A 273-nucleotide genomic window follows, 5' to 3' on the forward strand; every position below is an offset into this window, starting at 1 on the left:
GGAGGCCGGCACCGATGTTTGTGACGCAGATGTGCGCCACGCCTTGGCGCAGCTGCATGAGCAGCGCAAGCAGATCCAGCAGCAAGTCGAGCAGCTCGCAGGCGTGCAAGGCAACAGCCTGGTGCACACGGAGCCTCAGGCGCGGCCGATGAAGAGCCTGCACGGCGCTCCGGGTTACAACCTGCAGACCGCAGTGGACACCGAAAGCCATTTGATCGTGCATCACGAAGTCAGCACGGACGCCAACGACCTGCGCCAGCTGCAGCCCATGGG

1 pseudogene is annotated in these 273 nt (G+C 64.5%); it reads left to right on the top strand.

The features are described from left to right. Window positions 1-273: pseudogene (locus WG923_RS30385) on the top strand (IS5/IS1182 family transposase); the annotation flags it as partial.

The sequence above is a fragment of the Ramlibacter sp. AN1133 genome, assembly GCF_037890035.1.
GTDB lineage: Bacteria > Pseudomonadota > Gammaproteobacteria > Burkholderiales > Burkholderiaceae_C > Ramlibacter.